At 54.2% G+C, this 21,361-nt stretch carries 14 protein-coding genes; 6 read left to right on the top strand and 8 right to left on the bottom strand.

The annotated features are described in order from the left end of the window. Positions 1-69: 69 nt before the first annotated feature. The 3 genes from KFE13_RS13135 to KFE13_RS13125 all read right to left on the bottom strand — a co-directional run bounded on the left by KFE13_RS13135 (position 70) and on the right by KFE13_RS13125 (position 4,921). Complete coding sequence (locus tag KFE13_RS13135; RefSeq protein ID WP_260703565.1) at positions 70-2,259, bottom strand: phosphocholine-specific phospholipase C; 2,190 nt, start codon at positions 2,257-2,259, stop codon at positions 70-72. Between the two features lie 193 nt (positions 2,260-2,452). Next, a complete protein-coding gene (locus KFE13_RS13130; protein WP_260703564.1) occupies positions 2,453-3,745 on the bottom strand; it encodes an MFS transporter in 1,293 nt (430 codons plus the stop codon). 33 nt (positions 3,746-3,778) lie between these two features. Then, complete coding sequence (locus KFE13_RS13125; RefSeq protein WP_260703563.1) at positions 3,779-4,921, bottom strand: hypothetical protein; 1,143 nt, start codon at positions 4,919-4,921, stop codon at positions 3,779-3,781. A gap of 344 nt (positions 4,922-5,265) precedes the next feature. On the opposite strand from KFE13_RS13125, the gene KFE13_RS13120 reads away from it, so the two are divergent. From KFE13_RS13120 to fahA, 4 genes are all read left to right on the top strand, one after another. Beyond that, a complete protein-coding gene (locus tag KFE13_RS13120; RefSeq protein ID WP_260703562.1) occupies positions 5,266-8,793 on the top strand; it encodes a TonB-dependent receptor in 3,528 nt (1,175 codons plus the stop codon). A gap of 253 nt (positions 8,794-9,046) precedes the next feature. Continuing rightward, complete coding sequence (hppD, locus tag KFE13_RS13115; protein WP_260703561.1) at positions 9,047-10,189, top strand: 4-hydroxyphenylpyruvate dioxygenase; 1,143 nt, start codon at positions 9,047-9,049, stop codon at positions 10,187-10,189. Positions 10,190-10,223: 34 nt separating this feature from the next. Continuing rightward, a complete protein-coding gene (gene hmgA, locus KFE13_RS13110; protein WP_260703560.1) occupies positions 10,224-11,522 on the top strand; it encodes a homogentisate 1,2-dioxygenase in 1,299 nt (432 codons plus the stop codon). 50 nt (positions 11,523-11,572) lie between these two features. Next, positions 11,573-12,859 carry a fumarylacetoacetase gene (fahA, locus tag KFE13_RS13105; RefSeq protein ID WP_260703559.1) on the top strand — a complete coding sequence of 429 codons (1,287 nt, stop codon included), beginning with the start codon at positions 11,573-11,575 and terminating at the stop codon, positions 12,857-12,859. A 5-nt stretch (positions 12,860-12,864) separates the two neighbouring features. Here fahA and xylB read toward each other — a convergent pair whose 3' ends face one another. Further along, the gene (xylB, locus tag KFE13_RS13100; protein ID WP_260703558.1) at positions 12,865-14,343 is read right to left on the bottom strand and encodes a xylulokinase; all 1,479 of its coding nucleotides are present in this window, start codon (positions 14,341-14,343) and stop codon (positions 12,865-12,867) included. Between the two features lie 143 nt (positions 14,344-14,486). Here xylB and KFE13_RS13095 point away from each other — a divergent pair, with 143 nt between their 5' ends. Continuing rightward, positions 14,487-15,473 carry a 2-hydroxyacid dehydrogenase gene (locus tag KFE13_RS13095; protein ID WP_260703557.1) on the top strand — a complete coding sequence of 329 codons (987 nt, stop codon included), beginning with the start codon at positions 14,487-14,489 and terminating at the stop codon, positions 15,471-15,473. An 80-nt stretch (positions 15,474-15,553) separates the two neighbouring features. Here the strand turns inward: KFE13_RS13095 and KFE13_RS13090 are convergent, their stop codons facing one another. From KFE13_RS13090 to KFE13_RS13080, 3 genes are all read right to left on the bottom strand, one after another. After that, on the bottom strand, positions 15,554-15,928 hold the full coding sequence (locus tag KFE13_RS13090; RefSeq protein WP_260703556.1) for a hypothetical protein: 375 nt from the start codon (positions 15,926-15,928) through the stop codon (positions 15,554-15,556). A 125-nt stretch (positions 15,929-16,053) separates the two neighbouring features. Beyond that, positions 16,054-17,331: a GGDEF domain-containing protein gene (locus KFE13_RS13085; protein WP_260703555.1), complete on the bottom strand. Its 1,278-nt coding sequence runs from the start codon at positions 17,329-17,331 to the stop codon at positions 16,054-16,056. 129 nt (positions 17,332-17,460) lie between these two features. After that, positions 17,461-18,900, bottom strand: coding sequence for a sodium:solute symporter family protein (locus KFE13_RS13080; protein WP_260703554.1), 1,440 nt, complete (start codon positions 18,898-18,900; stop codon positions 17,461-17,463). Positions 18,901-18,991: 91 nt separating this feature from the next. On the opposite strand from KFE13_RS13080, the gene KFE13_RS13075 reads away from it, so the two are divergent. Then, entirely contained in the window at positions 18,992-19,909 is a 918-nt protein-coding gene (locus KFE13_RS13075) for an MBL fold metallo-hydrolase (protein ID WP_260703553.1), read from the top strand. On the opposite strand, the gene KFE13_RS13070 is transcribed toward KFE13_RS13075, so the two are convergent. Next, on the bottom strand, positions 19,906-21,288 hold the full coding sequence (locus KFE13_RS13070; RefSeq protein ID WP_260703552.1) for an NAD(P)/FAD-dependent oxidoreductase: 1,383 nt from the start codon (positions 21,286-21,288) through the stop codon (positions 19,906-19,908). The genes KFE13_RS13075 and KFE13_RS13070 overlap by 4 nt on opposite strands. Positions 21,289-21,361 lie beyond the last annotated feature (73 nt).

Below are 21,361 nucleotides of genomic sequence, written 5' to 3'. Positions count from 1 at the left end.
TTGTTCCTCTTTATTGATTTCTATGTCAAGAAACTCTGTCGCTTCTTTCTTCGGGAAATGATTCTCTCTTCACAATGTTGTTTCTTCAAAAATTGCCGGGTCACTGGTACTTGGTCGCCTTGTCTCAATATGTCCGGCAAAACGTCTCAGGTAGTTTGGCATCTCCGCAACGGCAACAGACAGATCGTACCAACTCGAACTGGAAGCCAAGTCCCAATGGTCATCAACGCTTGCTCCTGCGACAACCTTATAGGTGCGTACGGCGCTCTTGGTATAGGTATTCATTACCCTGAAAGTACACGGCGACGAGCCATAGTTCGTTAGTGCGAGCGACACATTACCCTTCGTAATGTCATATCGAACCTTCACCTCAGGGTGGGCCCTCCCATGCTCTCTCACCTCTTCGACATTTCCTCGGAAGTGACAGTGAGATCCATTCGGGCCGTAGGCGGAAAGGTCGTAAGCTCCATTCGTTTCTTTTGTTGACCAATAGTCGGAAAAGTTATCCCCGGCCGAAATCGAGTAACGCCTTGGGTTATCGTCGGGCTTCATGCCGTTGTATACATAAAACCCTCCTCCAGCTTCTCCCGTATTCGCAAAATCAATCCAGACCTTTTCTACTACCGCATCTGTCTCATCGTCACGTAAACGTGCATGCACAAAGAATTCGTAGGGGAGAGCACGCGCTTTACGAACGCCCGGCTCCTGCTTCGGCATGGACTGGACATCGGGCACATGATATGGCCGATGTTGCGAGACAATCAGCTTCGGCACCACAAAATGTGGAATACCGGGCTCAGGCGGACTGGAAAAGTTAAACGCTGAGGTCAGATCACCGCAGAGAGAACGACGCCAGGTGCTGATATTGGGTTCCGGAATATCAAATCTTGCCTCAAGGAATCGGAGAACAGAGGTATGGTCGAAGACCTGCGAACAGACCCACCCGCCAGTCGTCCACGGGGAAATAATCAACATAGGGACACGTGGCCCAAGGCCAATCGGCTGAAGACCGCCAGGATCGGCATTCGGAATCAGAGGCCGCTTATTGTCTGGATACTTGTCCAGATCCAGTATTTCGTCTCCCAGGCTCTCCAACAGATCCTTCGAAACCATCCCCTGTGCGTTCACCTCACTCGTAAGTGGAGGCATCGGAGGGACGATGTGATCAAACTGACCATCATTTTCGTCATAGTTAATGAAGAAGACAGTTTTGCTCCAAACATCCGGATTAGCCGTCAGGGCTTCAAGCACAAGATTGATATAGTACGCGCCGTCAGATGGGCAGGCCTCAGGATGCTCGCTGTATTTATAGGGCGCGACAATCCAGGACACATGAGACAGTCGGTTCTTGACGACGTCCTCGCGAAATTCGCGGAGAGTGTAATTTGACACCCCTTTCATCACAAGGGGACTTGAAGGCGACGCTCCTTCTTTTACCTGGTATTGCGCAAAAAACTCAAGAGAATTGTCCGTGTAATTGTCTGTTGGTGTGCCCGGCTCTCCAGAGCCTCCTTGGTAAAGCTTCCAACTGACTCCATGGGCCTCCAACCGTTCTGGATAAGTTGTCCAGGTATATCCGTTCGTCTCACCGCGTTCCCCCATGCCAGGGCCATTGGGTTTGGAGCCATAGACATTGCGCGGATCGATGGTGCCCGACCACAAATAGATTCTGTTCGGCGCTGTGTTGGAGTGGATTGAGCAGTGGTATGCATCGCATATCGTGAAAGCATCTGCCAGCGCGTAATGGAAGCTCACGTCTTCCCGCTTGAGATAGCCCATCGTCACGACATCCTGCTTCTGGTTCACCCACTGATTGTGCTTTCCATGATTCCATGCCAGATGTCCACTACTCCATCCATGATCGGTACCGGGAGAAAACTCTGTCGTTGCCTTCGGATTTAAGTAGAAAGGCAGCACATAAGGAGCATCAGAACGCAATCCTCGGGAGTGATATCGACTAGTGTGAACGGTGGCCGGGGGCTGATACCAGATCGGCTTCCCATTCGGAAGCCTGACCGGCCGGGGATCATTAAAACCGCGCACCCCTTTAAGAGTGCCGAAATAATGATCAAACGATCGGTTCTCCTGCATCAGAATGACAACATGCTCTACGTCTTTGATCGTACCGCTAACATGATTAGCCGGAATGGATAGAGCCTTGCTAATGCTTGCTGGGAAAACTCTTGCTCCGGCTGCGGCACCTGCAGCCGAGGTCATAGCCATACGTAGAAAATCGCGGCGGCTTTTTCTGCTCTTCATGCGAATTAAAACCTCGTCCTCGTCGTATTACCGACGTTTGCAATATGCGCGCACAGAAATATGCGTAATACCTTGACTCTATCGGTGTCGATATATGTTGAGGAAGGTTCTTAACAGTTCAGCAGCATTCTCATAACGACTTGAGAGGGCTATCTAGAAGGATAGTTTACGGAACTGTAAATTTTGGATCTACCTATCCAACCTCACTTGATGCCTCTATCGGATGAAAAGGACCCGGGTTTGCATTACTGTAATTCCAATAGCGCGCCATGATTCCGGCTGAAATGAGAGATGTCACGAGGAGAAGATTAAAGAGATTATCCCATCCATAGTGGTGGGCAAAGCGTGTTACCAGATACGGCGAAAATACCTGGCCGACCGACCCCACTCCATTGACAAAAGCGATGGCACGTCCAGAGACACTAGATGGCACACTCTCAAGTACTGCAGTAGATACCATCAGAGCATCGGGACCATAGATAAGGATGCCCATAAAAGAGATGCTCGCAGCACTTGCCCACCATCCCAGCGTGCTCACCAAAGGTTCCAGCAATGACATAAAGCCAAGAGCAAACAGCATTATGGCCGCAACTGGATATCGCCTCTCCTCAAAATACCGATTCGACATGTAGGTAGCCAGGACAGCACCCACAAATCCGAACAACTCGAACAGCGCAGAGGTCGAACCCGCTAATGAGTCTGAATAATGGACTTTCTGCACCAGATAGAGTGGCAACCAGAAAAGAAGAGCATAACGAGTCATCTTCAGAAAGAAATACATAGCAGCAATAGCCTGTACTTCTTTATGCTGCAGAATCGTCTTCCATCCCATGCTTGGCGATACCCCCTCTTCGCTGGACAGAGGCGGTAACCCCGCATCTTGCGGATCATCTTTCGTTGTCTTGTAGAAAGAAAACGAGAGAATCGTAAGCAGCAAAGATGGCAATAAGTATGTACGCTTCCATTCATCCGCAGTAAAGAGAAGTGGAGTTGTCGCACACCACGCTGCTAACCCTGTAGCAACAATGCCACCGAGAGAGTAGCTTGAACTCCACCACGCCAATACAACCGACCGCTCTTTACGCACGAACCATGAAGACAGAAGTTTTGCCAGTGCTGGAAAACCAAAGCCCTGTCCAAAGCCATTCAGCACCTGCAGCACAAGAATCGATTTATGCGAATGGAAAGGAATCATTGCTGCAGTGCTGCACGCAGAGACGAGACCGCCAATAAGAGCTGTCCGGCGCGGCCCTTTTATATCCGCAAGCGTACCGGCGATGATATGCCCAACCGTATAAGCCAGGCTAAAAGCGACAAGCAGGTTCGCAACTTCGATCAGGCTTGTGCCCGTTCCTTGTAATCGCTGCAGAAGCCTGACATCTTTGCGGCACAAGTAATAGCCTGCATATAACAGCCAGCTGGAGCCGAATACACGGCTTCTCAATCGGCCATATTTTGTCCCTTGCAGATCTGACTCTGATGCCATCCGACTATTTCCCCACGACTTTGAAGACCTGAATCACGGTATGTAGAACTCCACTTGTGGAGAAGAATCCCTCAAAACAGCCTGCACCACATGTCCCGCCATCGCACCTTCGTTGAGTTGCGCTGGAAAGGTGTCCTTGCTGGTAATAAGTTTCGCCAACCGATTTATCGACTCCCCATCGGTTCCGCACATCCACAATATGGCTGGGTGCTCGGGCAGCACTGTTAAGATCGCCCCATGCTCATCCGGAAGCGCCGGATTGAATTGGTCGACCAGATGCAGAGCTTTGGGTAGCCCAACGATTCGATAACGCAGACGCTTATCCTTTGCCAATTCGTAAGGCGTCGCCAAACTGCTGTGAATCATTGCCGCATAGCTCTCAAATTCACCCGGTTTAGGCTCATCTTTCGGATCGTGGCCACTCATCACTGGCTTTAGATCGTAACGCCCAGCGAGCCATATCAATGGAAGAATCGCCTGCAGATCGTCATTCGATGCCGTCTCCCGATCTGGCCTCTCGTCGGCAAAAATCATTGCGGTCTTTCCCTGCAAACGTGCATCCCAAAACTGATGATATGGATCGCCACTCATAATTTGCTGGCGCAGGAATAATGCACAAATAAAGAGCGCGATAAAGGTTGGCCGAGTGATACCAACAAGGCTTATCGGAGGAACAATGGATTGCGCTTCGGCCAGTGTTTTTGTCTGCTCCGTAGCAGACTCCGATAATGGATGCTCCGAACCCGAAGTTTGCTCCGTGACATATACAAACCTTGGGCTATACGAACCGGGTAACAACTCGATTCGATAGCCGCTCTTCGCGGGTTGTGTTGAATAAAAGGACTTTAACCGTTTTCGAACATCGTTAGCCCGCACTCTGACCGTGGCATCGGAACTGGGGTCGTAGGAGGTATCGCGACCAAGCAGATCCAAACCAATGCTGCGCTCTTTGAGGGAGTCAATGCGACCATCAAGCGCAACCTGCACGATGTAGCCCAAGAACTCGCAGCTTTTTTTGCTGCTGCTGAAGCTCGTACTAGAAAGGATTGTAGCCAGTTCCTCCTTCACAGCCGTCTGCAGGCGCGCCGCCTCAACAAAGCTTTCAGGCTCTGGCGGTCCAGCCTGCGTCGCCGAACGGCCTGACCGAGCAGATACCTCTAACATCTCGATAGCCATTGAGATCGATCGTAGACCCGGTTCGTTAATCTCACTTGAAATGAATAGACAGCTTTAAAGATGGCAGATCTTTGTCACGAATTTATTTCATTCATGTAAATAAACATTGCCTAAGCTATTTAGATTCAATCGCTCAATGCGTCGTTGAACCGTTAAAAACCTTCCGTGGCTCAAGGAAACACTCTACGTTCGTTGCAGCTTCCCCAAATTCTCAAGGTCATCTCTCTCTCTTGGCAAACGCTACTTTCCAGTACGCCTGAGAGTGACAACCACAGAATCCGCTGCATTCAGGAGCCCGAGACGTTATGAGCAATCCCTCTAGATTCGTGTCCCGACATTGGACCATGTCTGTCTACATTTTCAATTTCTTCGCGATGCTGGCTTTATCTCTGTTCGCAGGCCACCTCCATGCGCAATCGATTCAAGGCAGCATCCTTGGAACGGTAACGGACGCAACAGGTGCCGTCATCCCCGGAGCAACTGTTACCCTAAAAAACATCAACGAAGCAACGACCCGTTCCACAACCTCAAGTGCCTCAGGCACCTATCAGTTCATCGACGCAAAAGCCGGCCGCTACACCCTTGAAGTCGCTCGCGACGGATTTGAAAGATGGACTGCGACCGACATCGTCCTGGTCGTCCGGCAACAGCTCCGTATCGACGCGTCCCTTGTCCCCGGAAATATTCAACAAGAGATTCAGGTCTCAGGTGACACCGTCAGCACAATCGATACCGATTCAGCCGCAATCGCAGCCACCTACTCGGGAACAGAAGTCGCCAACCTGCCAGTCAACACCCGGGCAAGCGCCAGCGGCACCAGTGCATTAGGTATCGTCGCCACGCTACCCGGCGTTCAGGCCGACCATAACTCATTCGCGCTCCAGGGAGGCCTTCCGTTCCAGACCGAAGTCTCCGTTGATGGCATTACAATCCAGAGCGCGAACGGAAACTCGCCGATTGCGGATGCCTTCCCTTCTTCTGAATCGATCGCAGAACTGCGTGCGGAAGGAGTCATGAATAACGCCGAATTCGGGCAGCCCGGTGAAATCACCGTCACGACCAAAGGCGGCACCAATACGATTCACGGTTCTGCATTTTGGTATCACCAAAACGCTGCCTTCAATGCCATTCCGTATACATTCCCCACGACCAAAGTGAAGCCGAAGCTCGTCAGCAATACCTACGGTGGCAGTTTTGGCGGTCCGGTCGTCATTCCGCACCTCTATGACGGACACAATAAGACCTTCATCTATGGTGCTTATGAAGGATGGCGGCATCCATCTCAAGAGACAAAACAATACAAAGTCCCCAGCACTCTTATGAAGAAAGGCGACTTCTCACGATATGTTTCCCCTGGCTTCACAGGCCTGATCAATCCGAATACAGGTGGTAGCTATGGAACCCAGCTACCTTCCATCAATGCTGCGGCTCAAAAGCTGCTTTCCTTCTACCCCGACCCAAACGTTGGCGATCCTGCAGCATTCACTGATGACGGTGTATCAAACTATGTTGTGAATAAGGATGCGAGTGGACATTCCGATCAGTTTGATATCCGCGCCGATCAATATTTTGGCTCGAACCAGAAGTTCCTCCTATGGGGACGATTCACATGGAAAAATTTCCCTATCAATAGCCCCGAGCCGCTTTCCGTTCCCTCGGCGCTCAATACAAATAAGTCGCGCGTATTGAAGATTAGCGCCAACTGGACAATTACCCCACGCCTCATCAACGAAGGTGGATTTGGTTTTACGCGGTATACCTCAGGTCAGACCAACAGCTTCAATGGCAAGTCCTTCACACAAGGACTTGGTCTGAACGGACTGCAAAATCTCTTCTACAACGGTATTCCTGAGGTCGACTTCAATAACATCAGCGCCCTTGATGCTGACCGCCTCGATTCGCTCAACAAGGCAAACACCTTGGTCTACACCGATTCATTGAGCTGGTCCAAAGGCCATCACGATTTCAGGTTTGGCGTTGACATCCGTACACTGCAGGCAGCCAGCCCCTTGGGCTTCAATGGCGCAGACAACTACGGAACCTTCCAGTTCAACACCAACAACAGCGCGGGCCTGTTTACAGGCGTTGACTTCGCTGACTTTCTCCTCGGAATGCCTTATCAGACCTTCTATGACGTTGTGCAGCAGGACAACGATGGCCGATCCATTCACTACCACTTCTTTGCCCAGGATCAGTGGAAGGCAACGCCGAATCTGACCCTTAGCTATGGCATCCGTTATGAACTTCATCCCGGTTATCACGATGTCGGAGGGGACATCGGAAACTTCGACCCCTCTGTGCCTCTCTCTGGTGCCGCTATCTACCCGGATGGAAAGGCTAGCCTGCTAGCGCAGAGCTTCCTTGCAAGCGCCAATGCCTGCAATCCCGACGGCATCCACAATACAAACTCCGCCGTTATCAACGGTGCTCCTTGCATGCCAGTGATGACAAACAGCCAGGCAGGCTATCCCGCCGGCTTAAAGAAGTACCCGCATCTCCGCTTCATGCCACGCTTTGGATTTGCCTATCGTCCCTTTGGGAATGACAAGACGGCTATCCGTGGTGGCTTTGGCATGTACAACATCACGATGCTGGGTTCAAACTTCTACTCCCTCACGGGAACTCTACAGGCGCAAACAACCCAGTACACCAATACCTACGACAAAGTCACCCATGCCATTGGATACCAGTGGCCCAACATCTTTGCCGGAGCAGGCAGCAGCGGTTGCACAACATGCTATGGCCAGGATTACTTCGGAACAGCTAATAGCACCAACTGGAAAGATCCTTATACCGAGCAGTGGTCTCTGAGCGTCGATCATGACTTCGGCTCTGGGTATGCCGGCCGAATCTCTTACATCGGCTCTGTCACCCACCAACTCGTCTGGGCCCCTGACGAAAACACGCTTCCCTTCTCCAGCACAGTCTCTGCCAATAACCAGCCGCTCAGCGCTCGCCGTTTCCCGAACTGGGGTCGTATCAACACACGTGCAACAGGCGCAAACGCCAATCTGCATTCCGCACAGGCAGAATTCAATCACCGCTTCCAGAAAGGGCTGCAGTTCAACTCCTCCTGGACCTACTCGCGCTCTCTTGCCGACAACCAGGGTCCTGCAAATACAGGCTTCGCCGGTGAGAGCGGTGGCGCGCGCGCAACATCTATCCTCACCAGAAAACCCGACTTCGGTAACGTCTACGGCACCCGTCGTCATCGCTGGAACACAACCGTGGTGTATGACCTTCCGTTCGGGCGCGGACGCCAGTACGGTGGGAATATGTCCCGTATCGCTGATCTGTTCGTCGGAGGATGGCGTCTATCGAATATCTTCCTCTGGCAGACGGGTCCGTTCGAGTCCCCCTACTTCCCCTCAGGTCAGGGTGATCCCTCTGGCACCGGCTCCGGTCTCAATGGCACAGCCTCTGGCTTTGATGGAGGACATCGCAATCAGGCTGCAGACCGAAATCCCGGAATCGGCATCAAGCCGTCGCAGCAGACAAGAATGCAATGGATCAACCGAGGAGCGTTTGTATGCCCCGGCAATCCGAACTGGCAACCTGGAACTTCATGCACGACAGGTAGCGGCTCTGGTCCCGTACCTCTACCGATCGGCCGCTTCGGAAACGCTGGCGTAGGTTCTGTGGTCGGCCCTGGAACAGTCAACCTCTCGACAGGCCTCAGCAAAAGCTTTCGCATCACCGAAAGAGTCAACCTCAAAGCTGAGGGCACATTTACCAATGTGCTTAATCACACCAACCTGAGCGACCCGAACATGAACATCGCGTCACCGAGCTTTGGCTTAATCAGCAGCAGCATCGGTTCCGACTTTGGAGGAGCTCGCAGCGGGCAGATATCTATGCGCTTGGATTTCTAAGTAATTCAACCTTTCATTCCAACAAAAGAGAGCGGCCATCAAGCCGCTCTCTTTTCTTTAGCTTCATGAAGCCTTTCCCTCTGTTGACTTTGCAATGGTTGAACCACCGCTCTCTGACAACCCTTTTCAGAAGCTTGTGAATATCCCGTAACATCATTTTTTTCGCCAGAGCTCTTCCCTCTCATATCTGATTAAGCCTATGCTGCTTGGGTTGCTGGGGATTACATCTGCACCCCGCAGAAACAGGAATATTATGAGCACTGGTACAAGCATCCATCCCTTAGAACAAAACTCGGTCAGCATCCAGCCTGATTTCCTCCCGCTAAAAGGGACCGATCACGTTGAATTCTATGTAGGTAATGCACGGCAAGCTGCCTATTTTTACCGTGCGGCCATGGGGATGTCGCTGGTTGCCTATGCCGGCCCGGAGACTGGCCAACGCGACCGTGTCTCCTACGTAGTTCAACAGGGAAAAGTTCGCTTTGTATTGACCACCGCATTGCGCAGCAATAACTCCATTGCAGATCATGTGCAGCGGCATGGTGATGCTGTACATACCGTAGCTCTTTGGGTCGACGACGCCCGCTCCGCCTGGAACGAGACCGTAAGCCGTGGTGCAGTCAGCGTTGCCGAACCGTATGTGCTTTCAGACGAACACGGCACCGCCGTACTGTCGAGCATCCAGACCTACGGCGACACGATTCACACCTTCGTCGACCGCAGCGCTTATACCGGTCCTTTTCTTCCTGGCTTCCGCGCTGTCGAAAACGATCCCATCGCTCGCCCTGTCGGACTGCTTCACATCGATCACATGGTCGGCAATGTTGGCTGGCACGAGATGAATACCTGGGTCGACTTCTATGCCAAAGTGATGGGCTTCTCGCTCTATCAACACTTCGACGATAAAGACATCTCTACCGAATACTCTGCTCTCATGTCGAAGGTAATGGCGAACGGAAACGGTTACGTCAAATTCCCCATCAACGAACCGGCCGAGGGGAAGCGCCGTTCGCAGATTGAAGAATATCTCGACTTCCACGCTGGCCCCGGCGTACAGCATATTGCGCTTGCCACCAAGGACATCCTGCATACCGTCAGCAAGCTGCAGGAGCAAGGCATCGAGTTCCTCCGCGTGCCGCACACGTACTACACGCAATTACAGGAACGCGTCGGCAAGATCGATGAACCGGTCCATGAACTGGAGAAGCTCGGCATCCTCGTCGACCGCGATGACGAGGGTTATATGCTCCAGATTTTCACAAAACCTGTCGAAGATCGCCCCACACTCTTCTTCGAAATCATTCAACGTAAGGGCAGCCGAAGCTTTGGCAAGGGCAACTTTAAAGCGCTCTTTGAAGCCATCGAGCGAGAGCAGCAGGCTCGAGGCAATATGTAGCCAAAATTCTGGCGAGTTAATAGGTGAGGAATTCATGTCCAGTGAAGTTCAATATCAATCCGGCTTTGGTAATGAGTTCGCCACCGAAGCCGTTGCAGGAGCACTGCCTGTCGGTCAAAACTCGCCGCAAAAGCATCCGCTTGGGCTTTACACAGAGCAATTCAGCGGAACACCATTTACCGCTTCGCGATCTGTCAATCGACGCACATGGACATACCGCATTCGCCCTTCAGTGACACACCATCCCTATCAGGAGATTCCCTCACGCCAGGTTCGTAGCGGGCCATTTACAGAGGTTCCCACCTCACCCAATCAACTGCGCTGGAATCCCTTGCCGTTCCCGGATGAGCCAACCGACTTTGTCGATGGCATTGTTACGTTGGGCGGAAATGGCGACCCGGCCATGCAGACCGGCGTCGGCATCCACCTCTATGCGGCAAACGCTTCTATGAACGGCCGCTTCTTCTACAACGCCGATGGGGAGATGCTGATCGTTCCGCAACTCGGCGAGTTGCGCTTCTGCACCGAGCTCGGCATTCTCGATGTGATTCCCGGCGAGATCTGCGTCATTCCGCGAGGTGTCAAATTTCGGGTCGAACTGAAAGAAGAAAAGGCTCGCGGCTATATCTGCGAAAACTACGGCCTGACATTCCGTTTACCCGACCTCGGCCCAATTGGAGCTAATGGCCTCGCGAACCCCCGCGACTTTCTGGCTCCCACCGCAGCCTTTGAAGATCGGGAAGGTGAGTTTCACATTACGTCGAAGTTTCTTGGGCGACTCTGGTCGGCATTTATCGACCATTCGCCGCTCGATGTCGTTGCGTGGCATGGTAACTACGTTCCTTACAAGTACGACATGGCACGCTTCAACTGCATCAACAGTGTATCGTTCGATCATCCTGATCCTTCGATCTACACCGTCCTCACGGCTCCTTCGCCCGTACATGGCACTGCAAACTGCGACTTCGTCATCTTTCCTCCACGCTGGATAGTTGCCGAGCACACCTTCCGCCCACCATGGTTTCATCGCAACATGATGAATGAGTTCATGGGCCTTGTCTTCGGCGCATATGATGCTAAAGCCGAGGGATTCGTCCCAGGGGGTGCCAGCCTCCACAACTGCATGGCCGGCCACGGACCCGACGCCGAAACCTTCGAGCGCGCAAGCTCTGCCGAGCTGAAGCCGCAGTATCTCGATAACACGCTGGCCTTCATGTTCGAAACGCAACTCGTCGTACGTCCAACGGAATTCGCCATGAAGACAAGCATTCTGCAGCATGAATACTTCGAATGCTGGCAAGGGCTCAAAAAGCACTTCAACTCGAAGTCCTGAAGACTACCTGCGAATACTCGCCGAACACCTTACTGCATGAGAGATCACGAATGGCCGTTATAAAAGAGAGCTGGGTTGTCTCGGCCAATCACCCTGATTGCGATTTCCCGCTGGATAATCTGCCTTATGGCGTCTTTAGTCACATCGGCGGAAACCGCATTGGCATTGCCATCGGCGACCAAATCCTCGATCTCCGTGGCTGCGCCGAGTCTGACATGCTCTCCGGACTTCCGCAACCAGTCATCGCAGCATGTCGCACAGAGCATCTCAACGGATTGATGTCGCTCGGTCCTGCATCCTGGTCCGTCCTGCGCCGCAAAGTCAACGAGCTCCTCTCCATTAGTCAGACTGCTATCGATCGCATCGCGACTCTGCTGATTCCGATGCAACAAGCCGCCATGCAGCTTCCCGCACAGATCGGTGACTACACCGATTTCTACGCTTCGATCGACCACGCTACGCGCGTAGGCCTTCTACTTCGTCCTGACAACCCTCTGCTGCCGAACTACAAGTATGTACCAATTGGCTATCATGGCCGTGCTTCATCGATTGTGATAAGCGGCACAGAAATAACGCGCCCATCCGGACAGATCAAATCTGCCGATAGTGCTTCTCCAGCCTTCGGGCCAACGCAATCTCTTGACTATGAATTAGAAGTTGGCTGCTTTATAGGCACAGGTAACGCTCTCGGACAAACTATTCCCATCGCGGAAGCAGAGCAACACATCTTCGGGCTATGCCTTGTGAACGACTGGTCAGCACGCGACATGCAATCCTGGGAGTATCAGCCTCTGGGACCCTTTCTTGCCAAGAATTTCGCTACAACCATCTCACCGTGGATTATCCCGCTGGAAGCTTTAGCTCCCTACCGTACTCCCGCGCGTATCCGTAGCGTTGACGATCCTGCTACCTTACCGTATCTCTCTTCATCATCAGTAGATCGAGACGGCATCGACCTCACACTCGAGGTCTACCTGCAATCAGAACAAATGCGCATACATAATGAGCCACCAATCATGCTCAGCCGTGGAAATCTCCGCACGCTGTACTGGACGATCGCTCAGCTGCTAACTCACCATGCCAGTAACGGCTGCAATCTGCGTCCCGGCGATTTAATAGCTACCGGTACAGTCTCCGGCCCCGATGAAGGATCTGAGGGATGCCTGCTGGAGATGAAGCATCGCAAACAATCAATCCGTCTGCCTACTGGTGAAACACGCACATTTCTCGCAGATGGAGATACTGTCGTCTTTCGCGCCTACTCCTATCGCCCCGGCTTTCCCAGAATCGGATTTGGCGAGTGCTCCGGAACAGTCAATGCGCCAGTGCGGACCTGACAATCCTATAGATACAATTCACGCAACCGACTACGGTATCTTTCTATCGCCGTAATGTAAAGAGCGCGTTGATGATCTTGTGGAACAACAGAACGCGCAGGATCCACCTTCACAATACGCCCCACAAGCTCTTCGTAGCCTATCGGTTTACTACTCTGCGCAGCATCAACGTAGATCGCCTGAACAGCAGCACCCAGACTTCCAGCCTCTCCTTCTACAGGAACCTCGATCCTTGCTCCCGTAGCATCGGCGAGGAGCTGCCGCCAGGCCTTCGAACGCGAACCGCCTCCAATCACATAAATCACATCGGCTCTTCTTCCTTCCAGAATCAAGTCAAGCCCACCAAGTACACCGAAGCTCACGCCTTCAATCACCACGCGAACCAGATTCTGCGGTGTGAAGTTGTTCGCCGAAATCCCCAGCAACGAACCACGCGCCTCCGGAAGATCGGGCGTTCGCTCTCCATTCAGGAACGGAAGAAACGTTAGTCCATCGGCACCAGGCTCCGTTGCATCGAGTGCCGGATCAATATCGTTCACCGTCAGCCCCAGAACCTGCAATGTCTGCGTAACCACATTGGTCGCATTCATCGTGCACACAAGTGGAAGCCAGCCATCCGATGATGCGCAGAACGGCGCAACGCTTCCACTTCGATCGCGCGAAGGAGCCGACGCGTGGGTGTACACCGTGGACGACGTCCCCAGACTCAGAGTAACGACTCCATCGCGAACGTTCCCTGTGCCGATAGCGCCCATCATGTTGTCGCCCCCGCCGGGAGCCACAATGCAATGGCGCGAAATCCCCAGCTCATCCGCAACCTGCGGCCTCACCACGCCAACTATCTGATCCGGGGCAATTAACTCTGGCAGTGCCGCAGCAAGCTGACCGCTGCCACCATCGATCGCATCCAACACATCTCGCGCCCACACGCGCGTGCGCGGATCGAAGAATGCCGTCCCCGACGCGTCACCATACTCGGCCTTGAGCTCCCCTGTAAGCCAAAAGTTCAGATACTCATGCGGCAGCAGAATATGGCGGATACGCGTAAAGTTCTCCGGCTCATGCTGCTTTAGCCACAACAGCTTCGACGCTGTGTATCCCGTAAGCGGAACGATGCCGAAACGCTCCATCCACGCGTTCGCACCGCCGAGCATCTCGATCAACTCAGCATTCTGCCGAGCCGTGGATGTATCGTTCCATAGCTTTGCTGGCCGGATTACCTGAAGATGCTCATCCAGCACCACCAGCCCGTGCTGCTGCCCCGATACTCCAATCGCCCGGACATCCTTGCTGCCTGCAGCCTCCAAAGCCTGCCGCGCCGTAGTGCAAAGTGCCTCAATCCACCATTGTGGGTCCTGCTCACGTGTCCCATCCTCACGCTCCATCAAAGCGTGAGAGGCATAGCCCCGTCCGAGAACAGTTCCCTCCACGTCGATCAGTAGAGCCTTCGTTCCCTGCGTGCCACAATCAATACCTAAATACATTCTGTGTAATCTCTCAGTTGTGGAGTATGAAGAAAACGGGCAGGATCAATCCTTTTCAGTACGAAAAATATCCGGCTCACCTTCCCTTGTCAACGCGACCATGCCATCACCCCTATCTGTGATTTTTCTTTTTAGAAACTTTCATGCACACTCTGAACATGGTGCGTGTTGGCATAGACGAAAATGTAGCAGACGAGTTGTTGTCGGATTTCCCTCCGGAAGCACAGATTGTTCGTATCCCTCGCAACAATACCGCGGCAGTCGATGTCGACTTCTGGATCATTCCCTTCAGTCGTCGCGATGCAGCTCAGGCCTTTTCCCATCTTCGTGGCGTAAAGGTCATACAGTCCATGATGGCCGGCGTCGACTGGATCACTTCCTGGTTGCCGCCTGGAGTCCTTCTCTGCGATGGCCGCGGCATCCACGACATCTCCACTTCCGAGTGGGTGATGAGTGCCATCCTTGCTTCCGTCAAGCGCATCCCTCTCTATTGCAACCTGCAGATGCGCCACGAATGGGCTGGCCAGGCTGCCGTGACCGACGGCTACCTCAACGAAACCGGCCCACAAACAGGACTCTATCGCATCCTTGGTGAAGATCTCGCAGGAAAGACGGTCCTCATCATCGGCTATGGCTCCATTGGAGCCGCAATTGAAGCGCGGCTAACACCCTTCGGAGTCCAAATTCTTCGAATCGCACGCAGCGCAAGACAGGCTCCCGAGGTCTTCCCAATCAGTACGCTCCACCAATTGCTTCCCAAAGCAGACGTTGTCGTAGCCATCGTTCCACTCACCGACGAAACGCGCGGTCTCATCGGCACCCCGGAAATTCAGCTGATGAAGAAAGGAGCCCTTCTAGTGAACGCCGCACGTGGCCCCGTCGTCGATACTACGGCTTTAGTAGAAGCGCTCCAATCCCATCGCATCCGTGCCGCGCTCGACGTTACCGATCCAGAGCCGCTTCCTGCTGATCACCCTTTATGGTCCGCTCCTAACTGCCTCATCACACCACACGTGGCTGGATCGACGCCGGAGTTCATCCATCGTGCCTTCCGATTTGGTGCAGCACAGGTCAGGAGATACATCGCCGGACAGCCGCTCGAAAACCTCGTCTCCGAACACGGCTACTAAACGCACAAAGGCCGCGCTGACAGCGCGGCCTTTCAGTTAGCTCGTGAAATAGACATTCTGCCAACAACAGAGATTAGCGATTACATTCGACGGGTACGAGGTACGCGGGGAAGGTCTTCATCGTAGCCGTCCTCGTCTTCGTCCTCTTCCTCATCCTCGTCGTCATCTTCGTAGTAGCCGTCCTCGTCTTCGTCTTCTTCCCCGTCCTCATCGTCGTACTCGTCGTCCTCATCCTCGTCTTCGTACTCATCATCCTCGTCGTCTTCGTAGTCGTCGTCCTCTTCTTCGTCGTCCTCATCCTCGTCTTCTTCGTCATCGTCATAGTCACTATCGTCGTCATTACGGGGCATAGCGAACAGTTCCTTTGCAAAGAACAAGTCGGTCGAGGTTGAAACGGAAGGTACAAAAAACTGGAACGAATCGATCACTTCCTGAATGATGGGCTCTGTGGCCATGAACAAGTCTCCTGTGGCTCTATTGTATTTGGGTATGACGCTGAAAACAGACCAAAGGTCTCTGTGAATTTTGAGTTTCCGCCCTGGGGCGAAGAAAGACGAAAGTCTGCCACTCCCTGCAATATCTAGGAGTGTGTCTCGGCCAATGCTCCGGCCATACGCTTCTGCTCGTACATACGTTGGTCTGCCAGCCGCCGCAGCAACACTTCATCAGCGGCATCGTCCGGATACACGGCAACCCCCACGCTGCCAGTGACGAACTGCTCTTGACCAGCCACCTTGAAGGGCTTCTTCAAGGCATCCTGAATGCGGCTCATGCTGGATTGCACAATCTGAGTAACTGGACGGTCGATAGGAAGATCAACTGCGACAATAATGAATTCATCCCCACCGAGCCTCGCCAGAGTATCCGGTGACCGTATTGCATGCCGCAGGCTGTGCGCGATCTGTTGCAGCAACAGATCGCCAGCATCATGTCCCTGCGAATCGTTGATCGCCTTGAAGCCATTCAGATCGATCATAATCAGCGCTGTCCTTGTGCCGTTCTCCATCGAGCGCCGAATAGCCTGCTCCAGCCGGTCCTCGAACAACCTCCTGTTCGGCAACCCGGTAAGCTGGTCGTGGAATGCCAGCCATTCATTACTGGCGACTCGCTGTTCCAGCATCACCAGTAGCATTCCAATCGTGACCAGGAATTTCTGCCAGTCCCATACCTCAGCGGCAACAGGAATGAAATGCGGCCGCATCGTCACCCAGGAGTGCAGCAAAAAGACCACCGCCCAGACCGTGAAGCCCAGCACAATCGCGATCTTGCCCAGGCTTCTGCGCGGCAAACTAATCTGAAACAGGACCGCGACCGAGAGATAGACCACAAATAGGGGAAGATAGGCTGCATCCCGATACTGCGCTTGCGACGCAGCAGACCATGCAGGAATCCAGATCGCCAGTTGTGCCAGCACCAGCCACCAGGCTTTGCCCAGACGAAACGAACGCGACAACAGAAAAGGCGTCGCCAAACCCACCACAAGACCGCAGACCACGACCGCGTGATACGGCCCTGACCTACGAATATCCAGGGCATACGTCGTCTCAATAGCCGCCAGTGGCAGCGAGTTCGCAATCAAATAGACCAGGGTCGCGCGTCTTGGATAGAGCTCCTTAGCCCCCGCCCACAGAAAAATCATTCCTGCCGCAAGATACGAATCCAGCGCCACGATATGTGCCGGAATATGTCTGGGCCCCGAGGCCATGTAGAAAACATGGGCGATGGCCTCAAGAAAGATAAAAAGAAGCCCGACAATCCACATGCCGACTCCTTCCTGAGGGTGACGCCTCCTCAGGAAGTACAGAATCGTCAACAACGTGGCCATAGCAAACAGATCTGGCAAAAGCTGAATGTTCATCAATCGTTATCCGCAAAACGGGGCCCGTTCACTCTATCGTAGCTATCGGTCTTGAGTGACCGTTAGGTGAATTTGTTACTTCAAGATGAAAAAGAAGAGCCCTCTTAACTCTTCCGAACCTATTATCCCTCAGGCAATTTCCTCGGCCTGCCTGGATTCGCCTGGGCCGCTGGCCAAACTGACCGCCACCAGGCAGATCAGCGACGCTACCAGAGCCGGAAAGATCGCATCACGCTGCCCAATCACTGTTGGCATATGAGGCGCAACCCAGTCCCACGCAACCGTCACCACGGTTCCGACGGCAATACTGGCCACCGCCGCTGCCGCCGTCGCCCTGCGCCAGAAGAACGCCGCCAGGATCACCGGCGTCAGCGCAGCCGAGTAGATCGTGTACGCATACAGCGCCTTCTTCAGCACCGACTCCGTCCCCAGCGACTGGAACAACGCCCATAGCCCCAGGAGCACCACCATCAGCCGCCCAACGATCAATATCTTCTTATTCGACGCCTGCGGATTGATATAGCGAACATAAATATCGTTGACCAGATTCGTTGCCGGAGAGAACAACCAGTTATTCGCGGTCGAAATAATCTTGGCGAAGATCGCTCCCATCAACAACGCGCCCAACAGCCGGAATGGCCCGGACATCTCGCTGAAGCCATGCAGTCCGCAGTAGGCCAATATCTCGCGCGGGGCCTTGCTCACCTCACCTGTCGGAAACAGAGCTGATCCCGTCACCGCAATCGCCACAATCACCGTCTCCAGAACGATCGTGCCGATGATCCATCCCACCACGGCCGTTCGCGCATCCTTCTCAGACTTCGCCGAGAAGAACTTCTGATACATCGACTGATTCCCCATCAACAGAAGGCACGTCGGCAGAAATAGCTCCAGGCACTGAATCACGCTCAGATCGTCGAACGTTGTGAAGTGCGAAGCAGGCAGAGCGGCGTGCACAGCCTGCCAGCCACCCGCCTTATGAATCAGAGCGGGCAGGGCTAAACACATCGTCGTCGTCGCCAGCAGGCCAATGAACAAATCCATATAAGCCACCGACGACATACCGGCAATCGCAGTAAACACGATCACAAAGCAGGCGATGATGTAGCGCCCCAGGATCGGCGTAATCATATCCGGAAAGATCAAGTGCAGGATGTCGCCGCCGCCTATAAATTGGTAGCTCGTGATCGCAGTGTAAGTCAGCAGGATAGCAATCACGCCCAGCACACGCGCCGTCTGGTTATAACGGGCCTCCAGCAGGTCTGGAATCGTATACTGCGCAAACTTCCTCGCCCGCGGTGCGATGAAGTAGATCAACACCAGTCCAGCCCAGCCTCCTCCTGCCTGCCACAGCGCTACAAAGCCATGTTTGTAGGCATTCTCGGCGCCGCCCAGCAACGAGCCAGACCCGATCCACGACGACAGCAGAGTAAAGATCAGCACAAAGGCAGGCAGCGAACGTCCAGCTACCAGATAGTCTGCCTTCGTCTTCACCTTGCCCAGGCGGGCAAGCGATACAGCAAGCAGGGTCAAAACAATCGCCGCGATAACAGCCGTGTAAAGATTCATGAGGTGCTGAGATTGTAGCCTGACAGCAACGGCTCCGGTCACCCAAAGCATTGGCCGAACCACAGGCCCTATGAAAGCATCTATAAGTAACGTGGCACGAATTGACGATACCGTCAGGCGAGTGTGGCGCAGGCGCCCCTTCGCCGTAATCAAGATGGGCCAGCTTTGGCGGCTCGTGCGCGAGAGCCGCGAAAACCCAATTATCGGCCAGCCGCGTCCACCTGAAGCCGTCTCCGCCAATGAGCTGGGGATCACCTTCATCGGGCATTCGTCGTTCTTCCTGCAGATTGGCGGACGCAACATCCTTATCGACCCGGTCTTCTCCAGAAACCTGATTCTCTTGCGCCGTCAGCGCAGCCCCGGCAGCCTCCCCGACCTGATGCCCGCCATCGACCTTGTCCTGATAACCCATGCCCACATGGATCACCTCGACATCGCCTCGCTGCGCTACATCGTTCGCACCAACCGCCGCTTGTACGGAAGAACGCCGGAGATTCTCGTTCCCACCGGCGTCGAAGACCTCGTCGCCTCCCGCGGATTCCGCAGCGTACACACACTCAGCTGGTGGCAGAGCGCCCAGGTCGTTGACCTCCAGATCACGATGACGCCCTGCCGTCACTGGGGAGCTCGCATGTTCCGTGACATGCATCGCGGATACGGCGGCTATGTCATCTCCAGCGACAGACACTCCGTCTATCACTCCGGCGACACGGCATGGTTTAACGGCTTCGCCGAGATCGGCCGTCAGCTGCAACCCCAGGTTGCCCTGCTGCCCATCGGAGCCTACTACCCCGACAACTACCGCGCCGTCCACGTAAGCCCCGAGGAAGCGGTACGTGGCTTCCTCGACTGCAAGGCCCAGTGGATGGTCCCTATGCATTTCGGGACCTTTCGCCTGGGTCGCGAGCCGATGGAAGAACCTGTGCAACGCCTGCGCGCTGAGGCTGCACGCCTCGGCATCACTGACCGTGTCCGCGTGCTGAACGAAGGCGAGACACTTCGCCTTTAAGTCTTCGGTGCCGCGAAGGTATTGTCGACAGGATCAACCGTCCGCGAAGCTTGCTCTTCACTCCAGTTCTTATCCCAGCCCGGAAGCTCCTGCGAGCCAGTGATCAGACGCGCGCCATCCTGAAAGGTCAGATATGTCCACGCCCACTGGCGGAAGACTGCAATGCGATTGCGGAAGCCGATCAGGAAAAAGATATGGACGACGAGCCATGTCACCCATGCCGGCAAGCCGCTCCAACGAGCCGTAAACGGCCACTTGATATTCGCGACTGCTGCTTTGCGGCCGATCGTCGCCATGTCACCCTTGTCAAAGTAGTGAAACGGAATATCAAGTCCAGTGCGGTCGCCGGTCGTCTCCTGGCGAAGGAACAGCCCAATGCGCTTGGCCGCATAGGTTCCCATCTGCATCGCAGGCTGCGCTACGCCGGGAACCAATTTGCCGTTCTCTTCTACATGCGCCAGGTCGCCGCAGATAAAGATCTCCGGGTGCCCCTCTGGATTGAGGAATTGATCCACCATCACGCAACCGCGCCGGTCGACCGGCAAGCCCAGCATCTTGCCCAAAGGCGAAGCCTGTACACCGGCAGCCCACAGCGTTACTGCCGACTCCAGCTTCTCGTCGCCAATCATCACATACCCGGGCTGAATATCTGTCACGCGTGCGCCCGTGCGCACCGCAACACCCAGCTTCGCCAGCTGCTCCACGGCCTTCTTCTGCAGATCAGGCGGATACGCCGCGAGCACATTTGGCGATCCTTCAAGGATCAGCACCTTCGCCGATGCCGGATCGATATGCCTGAAGTCGCGAGCCATGTAGAGACGCGCAATATCGCTGATCGCGCCCGCCAGCTCAACCCCGGTCGGGCCGCCGCCAACAATGACAAAGTTCAGCGGAGGATGCGAGCCTTGCTCCTGCATCTGCCGCTCCGCCAGTTCGAATGCCAGCAATACTCTGCGTCGTATCTCTGTCGCGTCTTCTATCGTTTTCAAACCCGGCGCCAGCGGGGCCCAATCATCGCGCCCAAAATAGGAGTGCGTCGATCCCGTGGCCACAATCAGGTAGTCATACTCCAACTCAGCACCTGTCTTCAGCTTCACGCGCCGTTCAGACAAGTCGAAGCCGACCGCCTCGTCCATGAGTACTTCCATGTTGCGATAGTCGCGCAGAATGCTGCGAATCGGCTGAGCGATCTCCGCCGGCGAAAGCACCGCCAGCGCCACCTGGTAGAGCAGCGGCTGAAAGGTATGGTGGTTCCTGCGATCGACCAGCGTAATATCCACCGGCAGCTTGGCAAGATGCATCGCTGCATTGATGCCCGCAAATCCACCGCCGATAACAATCACCCGCTTGCGCACGCTATCGCCCACAGCACTCGCCATCTGTGACTCCTCCGAATCGCACCGGACTTCGACTCCACTCTTTTGATGCCCGAGATATGGGTACCGACACGAT

Source organism: Edaphobacter flagellatus, assembly GCF_025264665.1.
GTDB lineage: Bacteria > Acidobacteriota > Terriglobia > Terriglobales > Acidobacteriaceae > Edaphobacter > Edaphobacter flagellatus.
This window is presented reverse-complemented; position numbering and strand designations above follow the sequence as displayed.